Origin of the sequence: Mesorhizobium sp. M1322, assembly GCF_040318085.1 — a bacterium.
GTDB lineage: Bacteria > Pseudomonadota > Alphaproteobacteria > Rhizobiales > Rhizobiaceae > Mesorhizobium.
Genome location: NZ_JAMYLP010000025.1, coordinates 1 through 13,219 on the forward strand (window position 1 = coordinate 1; position 13,219 = coordinate 13,219).

The window sequence follows — 13,219 nt, forward strand, 5'->3', positions numbered from 1 at the left end:
GGTCCATCCTTGGGCCGGCCAAAATGGGCAAGCAGGATGACCTTGGCGCCCTTGCTGGAAAGCTCGGTGATGGTCGGCGCGATGCGCTCGATGCGGGTAGCGTCGGTGACCTTGCCGTCGGCGACGGGAACGTTGAGGTCGACGCGCACCAGCAAGCGCTTGCCGTCGATGTTGCCAATGTCGTCCAGTGTCTTGAAGCCGGCCATGCTGTTCCCTTTCGCAAAAAACGCCGGGACCTTAACCCGCACCAACGACGATGCAAGACCTGCAATGGTGCTACGCGGAAAATATGACCACGGCCTGTGTCGCGGGGCAGTCAGCCCCCGTCGGTTGCCTTTTCCACCACCGGCTGTGGAGCGGGTTCCGCGTCCGCCGGCGCCTCGGCACTCTGCTTTTTGATCCGCTTGCGCCAATTGCGCACAAAGGCAACGATGCGGTCGGCGATCTCGCCGGCACTCAGGAACACCGGCACCCGTGCCACCGGCGCGGTCGGCTCGAGGGAAAGACCGAGGCCAGTGATCTTGCCCTTGTCGTCGACGTCGCGGACGATCAGCTCGATCGGACCAATCAGCACGCGGTCGGCATATTCGGCATGGCCGCCGAGCCGCTCCGTCACCAGATCGCCAACTGTCAGTTTGCGTTCCTCCTCGGTCAGGCCCGGCGCGTAAGCGGCTTCCAGTTCCGCGGCGGAGCGCGCCGGATCGACGGCGAAGGCGCCGAAGAAATCCGCATCCTCGGGATCGACCACGGCGCGGCTGGCGAACAGCTTGTCGAGCAGGGCTGGATAGCGATCCGGCACGAAGATGTAGACGTGGTCGCCGGCGGCGAGCCTGCCCATGTCTTGGAAGCGCATCGAGCGGCCGTCGCGCAGCACCAGCGACGGCCTCGCCCAGCGCGGAATGCGCTCACCGCGCGCCACCGGGCTGCCAGGTGCTACGCGGTAGGCGAGAAGCTCGTGATGGGCCGAGCCAGGCAATTCGAGTTCGACCTTGTCCAACGGCCCCAAGCGGGCCGGCACGATCAGGCCGAGGCGGCGCGCCAGCGGTCCGACAGTCCATCCCTGGATGACCAGCGATACCAGCACGACGATGAAGGCGGTGTTGAAGATAAGGCGGCCATTCTCAAGGCCGCCAAGCAGCGGCGTGATGGCGAGCAGGATCGAGACGGCGCCACGCAGGCCCACCCATGAGACGAAGGCGACTTCCGGACGCGGCAGACGGAACGGCATCAGGCAAAGCCAGACGGCGATCGGCCGCGCCACGAATATCAGGAACAGGCCCAGCAGCACCGCCGGCAGCAGGATCGCCGGAAATTGCGAGGGCGTCGCGAACAGGCCGAGGATCAGGAACATGATGATCTGTGCCAGCCATGACATGCCGTCCTGGAAGCGCTTGAGGATGGTGACAGCGCGGATGTCGGAATTGCCGGCAATGAGGCCGGCGAGATAAACCGCCAGAAAGCCGGAGCCGCCGATGGCGCCGGCTGCGGCGAACACCATCAGCGACAGCGTCAGCACGAAGATCGGCAGCAGCCCGTGGTCGAGATTGAGCCGGTCGACAAGCCGCACGATGGCGAGGCCGCCGAAAATGCCGACTATGGCGCCAAGCCCCATGTTGAGAAGGAAGCCGAGGACGAGGTCGGTAACCAGCACCCTGGCCTCGGGACTGGCGTTGGCGGCGATGATCTCGACCAGGCTGATGGTCAGGAAGATGGCGATCGGGTCATTGGTGCCGGATTCCACCTCGAGCGTCGAACGCACGCGTTCGCGCAAATTGATCTCGCCGGCGCGCAATAGGAAGAACACCGCTGCCGCGTCGGTTGACGCGACGGCAGCTCCGAGCAGGAAGGATTCCAGCCAGCTGAGATCGAGCAGATAGTGGGCGACGACGCCGAACAGGCCAGTGGTCAAAAGGACGCCGATGGTCGCCAGCGACAGCGCCGGTCCGGCCGCCTGCCGCAAGGCGTTCAGCGGCGTGCCGAAACCGGAATCGAACAGGATGACCGCCAGCGCCAGTGAGCCGGCAAAATAAGCCAGTCGCGCATTGTCGAACTGGATGCCAAGGCCGTCGGTTCCCGTGGCCAGGCCGATGCAGAGAAACAGCAGCAACAGAGGGGCGCCGAAGCGGAAGGCGATCAGGCTCGAAAACGCGGCGGCGACGACCAGTGCGGCGCCGACCAGCGTCACGAGATAGATCGCATGCTCCATCCGCCAATTGCCCCCTCGAATTCGTGTTCCTCTCGCTTTACGAGAGAGTGAGGCGAAGACATGACCGGTGCAAGGCGGGAGGGTGGTTTTTTGCCCTATGCCGCTGATTTTTGAATGTTTTGGCGCTCATGGCGCGGTCTTGCCGATCAAACTGTCAGAGCGTCGTTTGCACATTCAAAAGGCGTTGGCGCTCTCATGAAAAACGCCCGGACAGAGCCGGGCGTTTTCAGGTCGCGAGAAGATGGTTCTGCAATCAGGCGATGGTCTTGCCAAAGGCGACCGCGGTGTCGGCCATGCGGTTGGAAAAACCCCATTCATTGTCGTACCAGGACAGCACCGAAACGAAGTTGCCGTCCATGACCTTGGTCTGGTCGAGCGCCATGATCGAGGAATGCGGATCGTGGTTGAAGTCGATCGACACGTTTGGATGAGGGGTAACGGCGAGAATGCCCTTCAGCTTGCCGTTGGAGGCGGCGATCACCGCTTCGTTTATTTCCTGCACCGTGGTCGCACGCTTGGCAATGAATTTGAAATCGACGACCGAGACGTTTGGGGTCGGCACGCGGATGGAGATGCCGTCAAGCTTGCCCTTGAGGTCGGGCAGCACTAGGCCGATCGCCTTGGCCGCACCGGTCGAGGTCGGGATCTGCGACAGGGCCGCGGCGCGGGCGCGGTAGAGATCCTTATGCATGGTGTCCAGCGTCGGCTGGTCGCCGGTGTAGGAGTGGATCGTCGTCATCATGCCCTTTTCGATGCCGACGGCCTCATGCAGCACGGCTGCCAGCGGCGCCAGGCAGTTGGTGGTGCAGGAGGCGTTCGAGATCACGATGTGGTCCTTGGTCAGCTTGTCATGGTTGATGCCATAGACGACGGTGAGGTCGGCCCCCTCCGCCGGCGCCGAGACGACGACGCGCTTGGCGCCGGCGGTCAAATGCGCCGCTGCCTTGTCGCGGGCGGTGAAGATGCCGGTGCATTCGAGCGCTATATCGATGCCGAGATCCTTCCACGGCAGCTGGGTCGGGTCCTTGATCGCGGTGACCTTGAATTTTTCGGTGCCGACGGTGATCTGGTCACCATCAACCGTCACTTTATGCGGGAAGCGGCCATGCACGCTGTCGAAGCGCAGCAGATGCGCGTTGGTCTCGACCGGGCCGAGGTCGTTGACAGCGACGACGTCGATGTCCTTTCGGCCGGATTCGTGGATGGCGCGCAGGATGTTGCGGCCGATGCGGCCGAATCCGTTGATGGCAACTCTGACGGTCATTTTTCTCTCCCTGGGAGTTGGAGGCCGAAGATCAAGTCCGCAGCTTCATAACGGCGGGCTGGCAAAGAATCCAGCCGTCGATGGGTTGGATTTAAGTCCACTAAGTCGAGGCCGCCGGCGAAACCGCTATGTGCGGTTTCGCCGGATATCAGCACATTTTATTCGCCGTGCAGGCGGGCTTCCGCCGCCTTCACCGTCGCTTCGGCGGTGATGCCGAAATGCGGATAGAGCTGTTCGATCGTGCCAGAGGCGCCGAAGCCGGTCATGCCGATGAAGATGCCGTCGGTGCCGATGAAATAATCCCAGCCCTGGCGGATGCCGGCTTCGATGGCGATCTTGATCGGCGCGTTGCCGATCGTCTTGTTGCGATAATCGGCGCTCTGCTTGTCGAACAATTCAAAGCACGGCACCGAGACGACGCGGGTCGGATGGCCGTGCTTTTCCAGCGCCTCGCGTGCCGCCAGCGCGATTTCGACCTCGGAGCCCGAAGCGAAGATCGTCACTGCCGCATCGCCATTGGCGCCGGCCAGCTCATAGGCGCCCTGGCGGCTGAGGTTTTCCGCAACAAAGTCGTTGCGCACGGTCGGCAGGTTCTGTCGGGTCAGCGCCAGCGTCGAGGGCGTCTTTTCCTGCTCGATGGCCAGCTGCCAGCATTCGGCTGTCTCAACCGCATCGGCCGGGCGGAAGACATTGTGGTTCGGAATAGCGCGCAGTGCGGCCAGATGCTCGACCGGTTGATGGGTCGGGCCGTCTTCGCCGAGACCGATGGAATCATGGGTCATGACGAAGATCGAGCGGATGCCCATCAGCGAGGCAAGCCGCATCGCCGGACGGGCGTAGTCGGAGAAGCACATGAACGTGCCGCCATAGGCGATGAGGCCGCCATGCAGCGTCAGTCCGTTGAGGGCGGCCGCCATGCCGTGCTCGCGGACGCCGTAGTGAACGTAGCGCTGGCCGTAATCTTCCGATGTGATGTTCTTGGTCTGGCTGGTCTTGGTGTTGTTGGAGCCAGTCAGGTCGGCCGAGCCGCCGATGGTTTCCGGCACCGCGCCGTTGATGATCTCGAGCGCCATTTCCGACGATTTGCGGGTGGCGACCTTCGGCTTGTCCGTGGCGAGCTTCTTCTTGTAGTCGGTGATGACGGCGTCGAAATTCGCCGGCAGCGTGCCACTGATGCGGCGCTCGAATTCGCTGCGCAATTGAGCGTCGGCCTTGGCAAGGCGGCCTTCCCAGTCGGTGCGTGCCTTGACGCCGGTCTTGCCGGCGTCGCGCCAGGCATCGAGAATAGCGGCAGGAACCTCGAAGGGCGGATAGTCCCAACCGAAGAACTTCCTGGCGCCGGCGATTTCTTCAGCGCCGAGCGGCGAACCGTGCGCCTTGTTGGTGCCGGCCTTGGTCGGCGCGCCGAAGCCGATCGTCGTCTTGCAGGCAATCATCGTCGGCTTGTCGGAATGGCGGGCCGCCTCAATGGCATAGGCGATCGCTTCCGGGTCCTGGCCGTCGATGTGGCTGGCGTTCCAGCCGGACGCCTGGAAGCGAGCGACCTGATCGGTGTTGTCGGCCAGCGACACCGGGCCGTCGATCGAGATGTTGTTGTTGTCCCAAAAGACGATCAGCTTGTTCAGCTTGAGATGTCCGGCAAGTGCGATGGCTTCCTGGGAAACACCCTCCATCAGGCAGCCGTCGCCGGCCAGCACATAGGTGTAGTGGTCGACAAGGTCGTTGCCGAAGGCGGCATTCATGATGCGCTCGCCGAGTGCGAAGCCGACCGAATTGGCAAGCCCCTGGCCGAGCGGGCCGGTCGTCGTCTCGATGCCGGCGGCATGGCCATATTCGGGATGACCCGCCGTCCTCGATCCCAACTGGCGGAAATGCTTGATCTGGTCGAGGGTGATGTCCTCATAGCCGGTCAGATAGAGTAGCGAATAAAGCAGCATCGAGCCATGGCCGGCTGACAGGATGAAACGGTCGCGATCGGGCCAGTGCGGGTTCTTCGGATCGTATTTCAGGAAACGCGTGAACAGCACCGTGGCAATGTCCGCGCAGCCCATGGGCAGGCCCGGGTGGCCCGACTGGGCCTTCTCGACGGCGTCCATGGAAAGAAAACGGATCGCATTGGCCATCCGGTCATGTTGTTCACGCGAGGTCATGCTTCCTCCAGTGTGGGGGTTTGGGCCTTTGGGTGAGCCCTGGAAAAGGGTGCGCGACACATAGCAGGCGCGGCCTTTTAGTCAATAAACCGGCGCGCTTTTGCCGATCTTGTTAGCCAATAAACCGGCCCTTTTGCCGGTCTTGTGAGGGCCCCAGAAGGGCCTTGGGGGCTCTACATTAGCGTTAGCAGGGGACAGTCGCGAGAGCTTTGTTGACGTTGGCTTCACACGACGGGTAATGTTTCAGACATAACGCGTTCTGAACGTGGATGATTCGGTGATGGGCAGGGCGCAGGACAAAAGCCATGACCGGGGAAACGACACTCAAGGAAGTCATCGCCAGGCTGGGTAAGGCCATCGAGGGGCTGGAAAACGCCGTCGCGGCCAAGCTCGAGCACGAGCGCGACTATACGGAAGCCGAGGCGGAGGTGCAGCGCATGAACGCCGACCGCTCGCGGCTGGCGCAGGAACTCGACAATTCCGAAGCGCGCGCCGAACGGCTGGAAGACGCCAACAAGGAAGTGTCGCGTCGGCTGGTGACCGCCATGGAAACCATCCGCGCCGTGTTGGACAGATAGGGACTGGACAGGTAGGCCAATGGCACAAGTCACGGTTTCCATCGACGGCAAGCAGTATCGCATGGCTTGCGACGAGGGCCAGGAAGAGCATCTGATCGACCTTGCCGAGCGCTTCGACCGCTATGTCTCGCATCTGAAGGATTCTTTCGGCGAGATCGGCGACCAGCGGCTGACGGTGATGGCCGGCATCATGGTCATGGACGAGCTTTCAGAACTGCAAAAACGCGTCAAGGGCATGGAAAGCGAAGTGCTGACGCTGCGCAAGACGCGTGACGACGCGCTGACCAAGGCCGACAAGAACGATTCCGTGCTGACCCAAGCGCTTGGCGCGCTCGCCCAGCGCATGGAAGATCTGGCGACGACGCTGGCGGTGAACAAGGCTTAGACTTCCACTGCCATCGCGCCCAAACGACCATTGCGCCGCCATCAATGGGGCGGGAATGCTTCATTTTGCGACAACAGGCGAAAAAGTTTTCGCCGCCGGCCTTGATACCGGCGCAACAGGCGTTTGAAGGATGACGCCGGAGTGGTAGAAAGGCAGAAGCAGCGCCGGTGTGCCGGCTGCAATCTGCAATCAGGGTAGGGACACGTCATGGGCCTTCGTATCAACGACACCGCGCCGGATTTCACGGCCGAAACCACGCAAGGGACGATCAACTTCCACGAATGGATCGGTGATGGCTGGGCAGTGCTTTTCAGTCATCCGAAGAATTTCACGCCGGTCTGCACGACAGAGCTCGGCACGATGGCCGGCCTGGAAGGCGAGTTCAAGAAGCGCAACGTCAAGATCATCGGCATTTCCGTCGATCCGGTCGAAAGCCACGGCAGATGGCAGGACGACATCAAGACGGCGACCGGCTATTCGGTGAACTATCCGCTGATCGGCGACAAGGATCTCAAGGTCGCCAAGCTTTACGAGATGCTGCCGGCGGGTGCCGGCGAAACGTCGGAAGGGCGCACGCCCGCCGACAACGCGACGGTGCGTTCGGTCTATGTCATCGGCCCCGACAAGAAGATCAAGCTGGTCCTCACCTATCCGATGACCACCGGCCGCAACTTCGATGAGATCCTGCGCGCGATCGATTCCATGCAGCTGACCGCCAAGCACCAGGTGGCGACGCCGGCGAACTGGAAGCAGGGCGAGGACGTCATCATCACCGCCGCGGTCTCCAACGAGGATGCGATCAAGCGTTTCGGCGCCTACGAGACGATCCTGCCGTATCTCAGGAAGACCAAGCAGCCCTCCGCCTGAGCGGCAGGGGCGGCACGGAAGGATTTCGGGCTTTTTGCCTCGGCGAAGCATGTGGTGCTTGACGGCGCGGCGCCGGCGAATGACCATGCTCTTCTTTTGCCCCGGCAGGGAAAACCATTCCTGCCGGGTGGGAGTTGAGGGAGCCGAGATTGGACGCGACATCGGCCAAGCTGCAAGTGGCAGGTTTTTACGACAAGCCGAGCGGGTCCATCCAGTATGTCGTCGCCGACCCGCAGACGCGACGATGCGCAATCATCGATCCGGTCCTCGATTTCGACGAGAAGTCCGGCGCCACTGCGACGAAAAATGCCGACGCGATGCTCGACTTCATTAGAGATCAACGGCTGGTCGTCGAATGGATCCTCGACACGCATCCGCACGCCGACCATTTCTCGGCGGCGCACTATCTCAGCACGAAGACAGGAGCGCCTACGGCAATCGGCGACAAGATTGTCGACGTCCAGAAATTGTGGAAAGCGATCTACAACTGGCCGGATTTTCCTGCCGACGGGTCGCAATGGGATAAGCTATTCGCGGCCGGCGAGGTGTTTTCGGTTGGCGCCATTCCGGCAAAGGTGCTCTTTTCGCCGGGCCACACGCTGGCCTCGATCACCTATGTGATCGGCGACGCCGCTTTCATCCACGATACGCTGTTCATGCCGGACAGCGGCACGGCGAGAGCGGACTTTCCCGGCGGCAGTGCCGCGCAACTCTGGCGCTCGATCCAGGATATCCTCGCGCTACCGGACGAGACACGCCTGTTCGTCGGTCATGACTACCAGGCGGAGGGGCGCGAACCCTTGTGGGAGAGCACGGTCGCGGAGCAGAAATCCAAAAACACCCATGTTGCCGCCTGCAAGACAGAGGCCGATTTCGTGGCGTTGCGCGAGGCGCGCGACAGGACGCTGCCCATGCCCAGGCTGATCCTGCACGCGCTGCAGGTCAACATGAATGGTGGACGCTTGCCGGAACCGGAATCCAACGGCCGCCGGTATTTGAAATTTCCGCTCGATTGCCTTTGATGAGATGGGTCGCTGGCGCTACAACTCTAATTCAAACTCGGCGCCGCCCCTCATCGCCCTGCCGGGCACTTCTCCCCGTATAGTGACGGGGAGAAGGACGCTTCGCCGAAGATTTCGCCAATTCCCAACGTCGTAGAGATGGAGCCAAGGTTGCGGACAGCCCCCTTCTCCCCGTTTACGGGGAGAAGATGCCGGCAGGCAGATGAGGGGCGGCGCTGACGCCAAAAGACGACGGCCGCCGCCACGATGGGCCGAACCCACAAAAAAAGCGGCGCCAGTTGCCTGACGCCGCCGTTATTGTTTCCGCAGGAAGGCTTTACGCCGCCGGCTGCGCCTCGATGGTGCGCAGCGCCTGCATCTGGCGCTTGGCCGCGGCCTTGACCGCGTCCTGCACCTTCTCGAAGGCGCGCACCTCGATCTGGCGCACGCGCTCGCGGCTGATGTCGAACTCGGCCGACAGCTCTTCCAGCGTCAGCGGCTCCTCGGCAAGGCGGCGCGCCTCGAAGATGCGCCGCTCGCGCTCGTTGAGCACGGCAAGAGCGCCGGACAGCATGCCGCGCCGGTTTTCCAGCTCGTCCTGCTCGATCAGCGCCTCTTCCTGGCTTTCGTGGTCGTCGACCAGCCAGTCCTGCCATTCACCTGATTCACCTTCGCTCGCCCGGATCGGTGCGTTGAGCGAGGCGTCGCCCGACAGGCGGCGGTTCATCGACACCACCTCCGCTTCGGACACGTTGAGGCGGGTGGCGATCTCGGTGATCTGGTCGGGCTTCAAATCGCCGTCGTCGAGCGCCTGGATCTTGCCCTTCACCTTGCGCAGGTTGAAGAACAGGCGCTTCTGGTTGGCGGTCGTGCCCATCTTGACCAGGCTCCACGAGCGCAGGATGTATTCCTGGATCGAGGCCTTGATCCACCACATGGCGTAGGTGGCGAGCCGGAAGCCGCGCTCCGGTTCGAATTTCTTGACGGCCTGCATCAGACCGACATTGCCTTCCGAGATCACCTCGCCGATGGGCAGGCCGTAGCCGCGATAGCCCATGGCGATCTTGGCGACGAGCCGAAGGTGGCTGGTGACGAGCTTGTGCGCAGCCGTGGTGTCCTCATGCTCGGCGTAACGCTTGGCGAGCATGTACTCTTCCTGCGGCTGAAGCATCGGAAAGCGACGGATTTCTTCCAGGTAGCGGCTGAGGCCGCCTTCGCCGGAAACGATACTGGGTAATGATTGGGCCATGATAGCGCCCCCTCTCTCTTGGAGTGGTGCCCCCGAAACGCGGCGGGCATATGTCGCGACGCCAAAGGCTCGTTCGCGACGTCAGGTGTATATAGGAACAAAACCAGAAAGGACAGCATTGGTTCAACACGAAACAGTGTGTCACGCCAAAGTGAACAACGCCGGTCAGGTTTATGTCGATCAGGTTTTGAATGGGTGGAACGCGGTTCAGAGTTTGCGAAAGCCGTCGACGAGTTCCTCCATATCCCTCGGTACCGGCGCCTCGAACCGCATGGTTAGATGGGCCGTCGGATGCCGAAATTCAAGGAGGCGGGCATGCAATGCCTGTCGCGGAAATGCCTTCACCCGGCCTTTCAGCGGCTCGGGCAGCCGGTTTGCCTTGGTGCGAAAGGCTTGGCCATAATCGGGATCCCCGACGACCGGATGGCCGATATGGGCCATGTGGACGCGGATCTGATGGGTGCGGCCGGTCTCAAGCCGGCATTCGACCAGGCTTGCCATGGCAAATTCCTTTTGCTGCTCGCCAAAGCGCTCGATCACGGTGAAATGGGTGACGGCGTGGCGGGCATCGTCGCGCCCCTCCGGCACCACGGCACGGCGCACGCGGTCGGCGGCGCGGCCGAGCGGCTCGTCGACCGTGCCTGTCGGTCTCATCGGGATGCCCCAAACCAGCGCCAGATAGGCGCGTTTGAGATCACCGGTCAGGCCATGGTCGGCAAAGGCCTCCGACAATGATTTGTGGGCGCGGTCGGTCTTGGCGACGACCATGACGCCGCTGGTCTCCTTGTCCAGGCGGTGGACGATGCCAGGCCGCCGCACACCGCCGATGCCGGAAAGACTGTCGCCGCAATGGTGGATCAGCGCATTGACCAGCGTGCCGGTCCAGTTGCCGGCACCGGGATGAACGACCAGCCCCGGCGGCTTGTTGATGACGATCAATTCGTTGTCTTCATAGAGGACGTCGAGCGGGATGTTCTCGCCCTGCGGCTCCGCCGGCTCCGGCTCCGGCATGTCGACCGACACGCGGTCACCGGCCGCCATCTTGCGCTTGGTCTCGTTGACCGGCTGGCCGCCGATCTTGACGGCGCCCTGCCTGATCAGCATCTGCACCCGGCTGCGCGACATGTCCGGGCCGAGCTTGCCCGCCAGCCATTGGTCGAGGCGCTGGCCGGCCGCATCGGGACCTGCTTCCAGCATGATCGACCCCCCGTCTGGCGATCCCCCGTCTGGCGATCCATTCCCTATCAATCCATCCTCTATCAATATAGGGGCCTCTTCGTTATGAGCGCTCATCGAAAATCGTTCCGGAAAGTTTTGCCATGGCTGTTGCCGATGAAGACGAGGAAAAGCCGCTCGACCCCGAGGTTGAAAAAGTGCGCAAGAAGCTCGTCCGCTTCGTCGCCATCAATCTCGGCCTGCTGTTCCTTGCCCTTATGGTGGTGATCGCAGCTCTTGTCTACAAAACGCGCACCGCGCCGCCGTCGTCCACTCCGCCGCTGACCGGGGACATCCAGGTACCATCAGGCGACCCGCTGACCGGCGACATCGTGCTGCCGGTCGGCGCCAAGGTCATCAGCCAGTCGCTCTCCGGCAACCGCGTCTCCATCGATGCGGAGCTAGCCGACGGCAGCCGCACCATCTTTGTCTACGATATCGCTGAGCGGCGGATCATCGGCCGTTTTTCGATCCGCAACAAATGACCGGTTTCGCCAAAAATCGCCGCGTCGTCACTGTCGCGCTTGTCGTTGCCAATTACGACGAGGCGATCGCCTGGTATGTCGACAGGCTGGGCTTTTTGCTCACCGAGGACGTCGATCTGGGCGGCGGCAAGCGCTGGGTCACGGTGGCGCCGGCCAACGGACAAGGCGCGCGGCTGCTGCTGGCCGAAGCGGCCGATGATGCGCAAAGGGATAGCATCGGCAACCAGACCGGCGGCCGCGTCTTTTTGTTTCTCGAAACCGACGATTTTGGCCGCGACCACGCGGCAATGCTCGAAAAGGGTGTCGAATTCCGTGAGCCACCCCGCCACGAGGCCTATGGCACGGTGGCGGTTTTCGCCGATCTCCATGGAAATCTCTGGGACCTGATCGAGCCAAAACGATAGGCTTGCAACGGATATTTTTGCAGCATCAATCGACTGTCCGAAGGCCAGTTGCTTTTTCCCGGCCGTCAGCCTATATCGCCGGTTCTTGAACGCGCCCATCGTCTAGCGGTCAGGACACCGCCCTCTCACGGCGGGAACAGGGGTTCGATTCCCCTTGGGCGTACCACTTAACTACCTGAAATCGCTTTATCTTTTTCCGAATGGTCACGAACCGTTCCGATGGAACAAATATCCGACCAAATATCAATCGGGAACTCACTCGCCACGATCGCACCATCTATCCGGGTGTCCTCGACTATTTATCGTCGATTCAGGCACGACGTTTGGCGCGGCGAATGATCCCTTCGACCCAATACTCAAAATCTCGAACGCTGTCGGCCGACAAATTCTCCGGCCAATGCAGCACGACCTCGCCTTCATCGAGAGATGCCTTGTCCTCGCGCATGCCTTCCTGGGGCGGACGGTGCTTGTTTTTGCTTGGCGGTGGCGGCGGGAAGAGTGAATCGATGAAGCCGATTCCCCTCTTCGTTACGGCTTCTGCCAGAGCCGCCTTCGAAAGCGGTATCCATCCTTCGCTGCCCGCATCCTACACTGCGCACAATGTGGATATAACGAATGGCGAAGGCACCGGTGCGAGGCTGCGGAAGTCGGCGCCGGCGCCTCGCCTGACCGACGGCGGAGCCGGCATCATCGAAAACAACTAGATGTAGGGAGCGTCGCAGCAGTGGCCTACACCCTCAAGCACGCCCGACCGCCAAGGCATCGCGAAACGGATGTGGAGGAACGCCACATGCAACAACCGAACAACCCGCCGCACATCGTGCCGACGCGGAATCGTGCCATGAGGCCCTACTGATGCCGCGCGAGCCTGTCCATGGGTGCTTTTGCTTCGGCCAACCTAGCCAGCGCTTGCTCGACTTTTTGAGCCGAGGCGTCAGTGCGCTTGATGTGCCGGATCACCTGCTGCCTCAGCCGCGTGAGCTTTGCGGCGCGATAAACGTCGCCGTATCTCGCAGTTTCAAGGTGGAGGGTCGCGAGTCTCATGGCTACCAGCCCAAAGTGACTATCTGGGACAGCTCCGCGATGTCGCCATAGATCATCGAACCTTTGACGAGAAAACACTTGTCACCTAGCACTTCGAAGAGTGAGTTTGACGCGGTGCAAACCGGCAGGCTCTTCGAATTGGCGTACGTCCCGAGCGTCGCGGTTTCGACCTTGCGGTCCGCGGCTTCGGCATAGCCGACGCTGATCGCGAGGATAGCAATAGCAAGGTGGCTCGGGGGAAAGTAAGGTCGCGACATGCATCAAAATAGCACCGGCCCTTGATGGGCTTCGTCCATCGATTGGATGAAGCGGTCACCTATATTAGCAATCTCTTGACTAAGGCCCTGCCCACCCCAGACTCATGGAATGGC

At 61.9% G+C, this 13,219-nt stretch carries 15 protein-coding genes and 1 tRNA gene; 8 read left to right on the plus strand and 8 right to left on the minus strand.

The window, feature by feature from the left end; translation table 11 throughout:
- From pgk to tkt, 4 genes are all read right to left on the minus strand, one after another.
- Nucleotides 1-206 (minus strand): phosphoglycerate kinase (pgk, locus tag NKH12_RS12150; protein WP_352953329.1); only part of this gene is annotated, 206 nt, incomplete at its 3' end.
- Between the two features lie 110 nt (nt 207-316).
- Nucleotides 317-2,206, minus strand: coding sequence for a potassium/proton antiporter (locus NKH12_RS12155; protein ID WP_352953330.1), 1,890 nt, complete (start codon nt 2,204-2,206; stop codon nt 317-319).
- 253 nt (nt 2,207-2,459) lie between these two features.
- Complete coding sequence (gap, locus tag NKH12_RS12160) at nt 2,460-3,470, minus strand: type I glyceraldehyde-3-phosphate dehydrogenase (RefSeq protein ID WP_352953331.1); 1,011 nt, start codon at nt 3,468-3,470, stop codon at nt 2,460-2,462.
- Nucleotides 3,471-3,628: 158 nt separating this feature from the next.
- On the minus strand, nt 3,629-5,620 hold the full coding sequence (gene tkt / locus NKH12_RS12165; RefSeq protein ID WP_352953332.1) for a transketolase: 1,992 nt from the start codon (nt 5,618-5,620) through the stop codon (nt 3,629-3,631).
- Between the two features lie 305 nt (nt 5,621-5,925).
- Between tkt and NKH12_RS12170 the strand changes: the two genes are divergently transcribed.
- The 4 genes from NKH12_RS12170 to NKH12_RS12185 all read left to right on the plus strand — a co-directional run bounded on the left by NKH12_RS12170 (nt 5,926) and on the right by NKH12_RS12185 (nt 8,472).
- The gene (locus tag NKH12_RS12170) at nt 5,926-6,198 is read left to right on the plus strand and encodes a DUF4164 domain-containing protein (RefSeq protein ID WP_023797069.1); all 273 of its coding nucleotides are present in this window, start codon (nt 5,926-5,928) and stop codon (nt 6,196-6,198) included.
- Between the two features lie 19 nt (nt 6,199-6,217).
- Nucleotides 6,218-6,583, plus strand: coding sequence for a cell division protein ZapA (locus NKH12_RS12175; protein ID WP_023797070.1), 366 nt, complete (start codon nt 6,218-6,220; stop codon nt 6,581-6,583).
- 207 nt (nt 6,584-6,790) lie between these two features.
- On the plus strand, nt 6,791-7,450 hold the full coding sequence (locus tag NKH12_RS12180; protein WP_352953333.1) for a peroxiredoxin: 660 nt from the start codon (nt 6,791-6,793) through the stop codon (nt 7,448-7,450).
- 149 nt (nt 7,451-7,599) lie between these two features.
- The gene (locus NKH12_RS12185) at nt 7,600-8,472 is read left to right on the plus strand and encodes an MBL fold metallo-hydrolase (protein WP_352953334.1); all 873 of its coding nucleotides are present in this window, start codon (nt 7,600-7,602) and stop codon (nt 8,470-8,472) included.
- A gap of 316 nt (nt 8,473-8,788) precedes the next feature.
- Here NKH12_RS12185 and rpoH read toward each other — a convergent pair whose 3' ends face one another.
- On the minus strand, nt 8,789-9,700 hold the full coding sequence (gene rpoH / locus NKH12_RS12190; protein ID WP_029348727.1) for an RNA polymerase sigma factor RpoH: 912 nt from the start codon (nt 9,698-9,700) through the stop codon (nt 8,789-8,791).
- Nucleotides 9,701-9,907: 207 nt separating this feature from the next.
- Nucleotides 9,908-10,993, minus strand: coding sequence for an RluA family pseudouridine synthase (locus tag NKH12_RS12195; RefSeq protein WP_352953335.1), 1,086 nt, complete (start codon nt 10,991-10,993; stop codon nt 9,908-9,910).
- Between the two features lie 26 nt (nt 10,994-11,019).
- Between NKH12_RS12195 and NKH12_RS12200 the strand changes: the two genes are divergently transcribed.
- The 3 genes from NKH12_RS12200 to NKH12_RS12210 all read left to right on the plus strand — a co-directional run bounded on the left by NKH12_RS12200 (nt 11,020) and on the right by NKH12_RS12210 (nt 11,970).
- The gene (locus tag NKH12_RS12200; protein WP_352953336.1) at nt 11,020-11,400 is read left to right on the plus strand and encodes a fimbrial protein; all 381 of its coding nucleotides are present in this window, start codon (nt 11,020-11,022) and stop codon (nt 11,398-11,400) included.
- A complete protein-coding gene (locus NKH12_RS12205) occupies nt 11,397-11,804 on the plus strand; it encodes a VOC family protein (protein WP_352953337.1) in 408 nt (135 codons plus the stop codon). The genes NKH12_RS12200 and NKH12_RS12205 overlap by 4 nt, the downstream gene beginning before the upstream one ends.
- Before the next feature lie 91 nt (nt 11,805-11,895).
- A tRNA-Glu gene (locus tag NKH12_RS12210) sits at nt 11,896-11,970 on the plus strand.
- 144 nt (nt 11,971-12,114) lie between these two features.
- On the opposite strand, the gene NKH12_RS12215 is transcribed toward NKH12_RS12210, so the two are convergent.
- Complete coding sequence (locus NKH12_RS12215; RefSeq protein ID WP_352953338.1) at nt 12,115-12,249, minus strand: hypothetical protein; 135 nt, start codon at nt 12,247-12,249, stop codon at nt 12,115-12,117.
- A gap of 61 nt (nt 12,250-12,310) precedes the next feature.
- Here NKH12_RS12215 and NKH12_RS12220 point away from each other — a divergent pair, with 61 nt between their 5' ends.
- The gene (locus tag NKH12_RS12220; RefSeq protein ID WP_352953339.1) at nt 12,311-12,508 is read left to right on the plus strand and encodes a hypothetical protein; all 198 of its coding nucleotides are present in this window, start codon (nt 12,311-12,313) and stop codon (nt 12,506-12,508) included.
- A 342-nt stretch (nt 12,509-12,850) separates the two neighbouring features.
- On the opposite strand, the gene NKH12_RS12225 is transcribed toward NKH12_RS12220, so the two are convergent.
- Entirely contained in the window at nt 12,851-13,105 is a 255-nt protein-coding gene (locus NKH12_RS12225; RefSeq protein ID WP_352953340.1) for a hypothetical protein, read from the minus strand.
- Nucleotides 13,106-13,219 lie beyond the last annotated feature (114 nt).

Bases quoted from the DNA above. Each gene is read 5' to 3' on its own strand.
- NKH12_RS12155 (WP_352953330.1), bottom strand. From the start codon at position 2,206: ATGGAGCATGCGATCTATCTCGTGACGCTGGTCGGCGCCGCACTGGTC.
- gap (WP_352953331.1), bottom strand. From the start codon at position 3,470: ATGACCGTCAGAGTTGCCATCAACGGATTCGGCCGCATCGGCCGCAAC.
- tkt (WP_352953332.1), bottom strand. From the start codon at position 5,620: ATGACCTCGCGTGAACAACATGACCGGATGGCCAATGCGATCCGTTTT.
- NKH12_RS12170 (WP_023797069.1), top strand. From the start codon at position 5,926: ATGACCGGGGAAACGACACTCAAGGAAGTCATCGCCAGGCTGGGTAAG.
- NKH12_RS12175 (WP_023797070.1), top strand. From the start codon at position 6,218: ATGGCACAAGTCACGGTTTCCATCGACGGCAAGCAGTATCGCATGGCT.
- NKH12_RS12180 (WP_352953333.1), top strand. From the start codon at position 6,791: ATGGGCCTTCGTATCAACGACACCGCGCCGGATTTCACGGCCGAAACC.
- rpoH (WP_029348727.1), bottom strand. From the start codon at position 9,700: ATGGCCCAATCATTACCCAGTATCGTTTCCGGCGAAGGCGGCCTCAGC.
- NKH12_RS12195 (WP_352953335.1), bottom strand. From the start codon at position 10,993: ATGAGCGCTCATAACGAAGAGGCCCCTATATTGATAGAGGATGGATTG.
- NKH12_RS12200 (WP_352953336.1), top strand. From the start codon at position 11,020: ATGGCTGTTGCCGATGAAGACGAGGAAAAGCCGCTCGACCCCGAGGTT.
- NKH12_RS12205 (WP_352953337.1), top strand. From the start codon at position 11,397: ATGACCGGTTTCGCCAAAAATCGCCGCGTCGTCACTGTCGCGCTTGTC.
- NKH12_RS12215 (WP_352953338.1), bottom strand. From the start codon at position 12,249: ATGCGCGAGGACAAGGCATCTCTCGATGAAGGCGAGGTCGTGCTGCAT.
- NKH12_RS12220 (WP_352953339.1), top strand. From the start codon at position 12,311: ATGAAGCCGATTCCCCTCTTCGTTACGGCTTCTGCCAGAGCCGCCTTC.
- NKH12_RS12225 (WP_352953340.1), bottom strand. From the start codon at position 13,105: ATGTCGCGACCTTACTTTCCCCCGAGCCACCTTGCTATTGCTATCCTC.